We start from the raw sequence: 3,430 nt of genomic DNA on the forward strand, positions 1-3,430 counted from the left end.
ACGACAGCGACAGCATCGAGAAGATGAACGTCATGATCAGCGCCGTGCGCCACGAACCGTCGAGCAGGACCAAGCCGGCCACCGCGCCGACGATTCCCACAACGCCCAGCCCGTTCACGCGGCGGACGGGCCTCGGTGCGCTCCCCAGAGTCTGCTGCACCACCGCACCGCGGCCTGGCAGCGGTGCCGCCCTCACCACGAGCACGATCAATATCAACGCGAGGGGGATGAGCTCGGGCATTCCCGAGCCCGGCAGCCAGTCGTGGGACGCCACGAGGAACTGCATGTCGGATTGGAGCATCCCGATGGCGAGCCCGCCGACCACCGCCGGGATCATGTATTGGAATCTCCCGAGAATGGCCGCAGCCAGCGCGGGGATGATGAAGAGGCTATAAGCCACCGGCACCAGGGGAACGATCGGCGCGATCAGGATGCCGGCGCCGCCAGCCACGGCCGCGCTCAGCATCCAGTTCAGCGCGGCGAGCCGGTCGGGTGACAGCCCCGCAAGGTATGCCCCTCGCTCGGTCTCGGCAGCGGCGCGCGTTGCCAGCCCGAACGGCGTGAAGCGGAACAGCGCCCACAGCAAGACCGCGACCAGCACCACGGTCAGCGCGAACCAGATGCGATCCGACGCCACCCGCACGCCGCCGACCGTCCAGATGTCAGAGGGGAACACGTCGTCCACCGCCACCGGCCGCGTCCCGAGGCGGATGCCCATGATCCCGGTCATAACCACCAACACGCCCACCGACGCCACGGCCTTTGCCACCGCCGGCGCCTTGCGCAGCGGCCGGAAGACCAGCCCGTAGATCAACAGGCCGAGTATGGCCGTCATGGCCAGGGACGCAACGATCGCCAGCGGAAGCGGGAACTCCCAGCCGAGGTCCACTTTGGCCGGCAGACCGGGAATGAGAACAAGGAACTCTCCCTGCCGGAAGAACGCGAACCCATACGAGCCGTACAGCGCAATAGCACTGGTAGCGAAGTTCACGACTCCTGAACTGCGATAGGTAACCACCAACGCAAGCGCTAAAGACGCGAACACCGCGCCGTTGGCCAGCCCAAGCAGCAGAAAGACCAGATGGTCGCTCACTTCAAGACGTCCCCCTCAATCGTCGTCCCTTGTGATGATATTACCACTCCTCGCTCTGAGCCGATTCGACTTCTTGGTGCAACCTCTGAACCCGTGCCACGCGATGGTCATTCGGGCCGAGCAACTCGGCAAGCTGATCTGCGAGCTCAAGCGCATCGAGCGATCCGGCTCTCACCATCTCACCGATGTCCTGCCAATCTTTGCCGCGGTCGAAGAACGACTTGAATACGGCGAGGTCGCGGCAATGCAAGAACGGCAGCGATTCACCAGCAAAGTCGCGCCGCACTATTCGAGTCGCGACCTCTGTGTGAAACGGATCAGAGGTCAAGAAGACATCCAGTGGCACACGGGACCACCACAGCCGCGCTTGGCCTTCATCTGCCAGTCGCCGCCTGGACTGCCCTGACACCTCGATGCCTGCGGGTAGTGCAGCGAGCACGCTCCCGAACTCAGCGGCTGGCACGAACACGTTCAGATCGATGTCGTTGGTAGCTCGAGGCTCCTCGACACACCATGCCAGTGCCAGCGCTCCCCCAAAAGCATGGAGCATCTCGGCGCGTTCTAGCGCTTCGTGCGCTCGCAGTATGAGACCAACGAGATCGACTGGGGGTTCGCGCCGGCTCATCCTCCTGGTTCAGCACGCTGGCTGAACGGTGGAAACTCCAGGTGCTCGCTGTAGCGGGACGGGAGAAACGCCGCGAGATGGAGCAGGGACTCCAGCTTCTCCCCCGGCGAGAGCGGTGCCGTTCCCATGTCGTTGTCCGTCTCGGTGCTCGTCTCAACCATGCGCTGCCACCAAGGCTTGCCGGCTCGATCTGGCGCAGAGCAGGCGGCAGACTCAGACACTCCGCCAGTCTACCCAAAACGCATGCCACATCTTCTGGCTGTTGATAGACGCTCAATTTGCCGTTGGGGCGTGGACGAGGGTTTCTCGGACTGTCGACCGGGCGCGATCGGTGCCGAGCTTGGGAGAAGCCCCCCTCCCTCAATCGTCGTCCCTGTTGTGATGCAGAAGACTACCAAAATGCCCGAGGCTGTAGGCTGCTCAGTCGTTGTCGGTGATGGTGACGGTGGCGGTGGCGCGGCTGACGGGGGCGCCGTGGGCGTCGATGAGGACGGCCTCGAAGGTCTCGTCGCCCTCGGCAGCGCTGTCGTCGAGGACGGATATGTAGAAGTAGCGGTACAGCAGCCTTGAGCCGGCGGCGAACCTCAGCGTGCGGCTGCCCGCGGGGATGCCCCGGTAGTCGGCGCCGTTTTCGGCGGTGCCGTCGCGTGTGGCCACCCTGACGGTGACGGTCTGGTCGGGGGTCTCGCTGAGATACACCATGAACCGCACATAGCGGCCGCTCTCGCTGACCTCCACGTCGCGCACCGACAGGCTCGGCTCCGCAGGAGGCGGCGGCGGGGGCGGGGGCGGCGGGGGCGGGTCGTCGTTGGTTATGGCGGTGTCCACCGGGCCGCCGGCGGCGGCGATGCCGCCCGACAGGCCCTGGCCGGCGGGGGCGCGCTGGCCTGTGGCGAACGCCACTCGCACGGTGCGCTCGTCGGTGTCTGTGTTGGGCACCGCCACCAGCACCAGGGTCGCCGTTTGCGCCCCGGCAGTGAGCACCACCGCCGGGTTCTGGGCGCTGTGGGGGTCGCTGGTGTCCAGCGCGACGTGCTCGTTGAGGCCCTGGCCCTGCTTGAGGGCAAGCGTGTAGTGGGCACCGACGACGGCGCCGGTCACGGCCAACGGCGCGGTGAGGGCCTCGCCGGCGGCCAGCGCCCGCCCCAAGGTCACGGTGACCTCGCGGCTGCCGCCAGCCTCCGCAATCGTGGAGCCGCCGACAGCCGCTGCCAGCACCACCGAGGTGGCGTCGTCGTCGGCCACTGCGACTACGGCTGTGCCCTGGGTGGCCGACACGGTGTAGCCGGTTCCCGCGTTCACGGTGACGGTGATCTCGCCGTCGGGCTCATCGGTGCTGTCGCCGGCGGTGGCTGCGGTGTAGGACTTGCTGCCGCTGGTCGGGACCACGACGGTCTTGGTGCCGGCGGTCACGCCGAAGTCCCCCTGCTGGGCGACCGCCACCGTCACCGACAGCGGCGACGCCGGGGCAGGACTCGCCGTCACAGTGAAGACAGCGCTGCCGCCCTCAGTGATCCCGCCGCCCGCAGTCACGCTCACCTCCGGCGTCGCAGGCGGAGGAGGAGGAGGAGGCGGAGGAGGAGGCGGAGGAGGAGGCGGAGGAGGAGGCGGAGGCGGCGGGGGCGGCGGGGGCGGCGGGGGCGGCGGGGGCGGCGGCGGGGGCGGGGGTGGCGGGTCTAGTGTCGGTGGCGCTGCTCGGCAGGCTTGGAGGC

5 protein-coding genes are annotated in these 3,430 nt (G+C 67.7%); all 5 read right to left on the reverse strand.

Annotated features, from left to right (window positions below):
• The coding region (locus OXG55_15350; protein ID MCY4104612.1) for a branched-chain amino acid ABC transporter permease at nucleotides 1-1,093 on the reverse strand (1,093 nt) is incomplete at its 3' end.
• 40 nt (nucleotides 1,094-1,133) lie between these two features.
• Nucleotides 1,134-1,643 carry a hypothetical protein gene (locus OXG55_15355; GenBank protein ID MCY4104613.1) on the reverse strand — a complete coding sequence of 170 codons (510 nt, stop codon included), beginning with the start codon at nucleotides 1,641-1,643 and terminating at the stop codon, nucleotides 1,134-1,136.
• Nucleotides 1,644-1,714: 71 nt separating this feature from the next.
• Nucleotides 1,715-1,879: a hypothetical protein gene (locus OXG55_15360; protein MCY4104614.1), complete on the reverse strand. Its 165-nt coding sequence runs from the start codon at nucleotides 1,877-1,879 to the stop codon at nucleotides 1,715-1,717.
• 259 nt (nucleotides 1,880-2,138) lie between these two features.
• On the reverse strand, nucleotides 2,139-3,257 hold the full coding sequence (locus OXG55_15365) for a hypothetical protein (GenBank protein MCY4104615.1): 1,119 nt from the start codon (nucleotides 3,255-3,257) through the stop codon (nucleotides 2,139-2,141).
• Nucleotides 3,226-3,430 (reverse strand): hypothetical protein (locus OXG55_15370; protein ID MCY4104616.1); only part of this gene is annotated, 205 nt, incomplete at its 5' end. The genes OXG55_15370 and OXG55_15365, both read right to left, overlap by 32 nt.

The sequence above is a fragment of the bacterium genome (genome assembly GCA_026708055.1).
Taxonomy (GTDB): Bacteria; Actinomycetota; Acidimicrobiia; order Acidimicrobiales; family CATQHL01; genus VXNF01.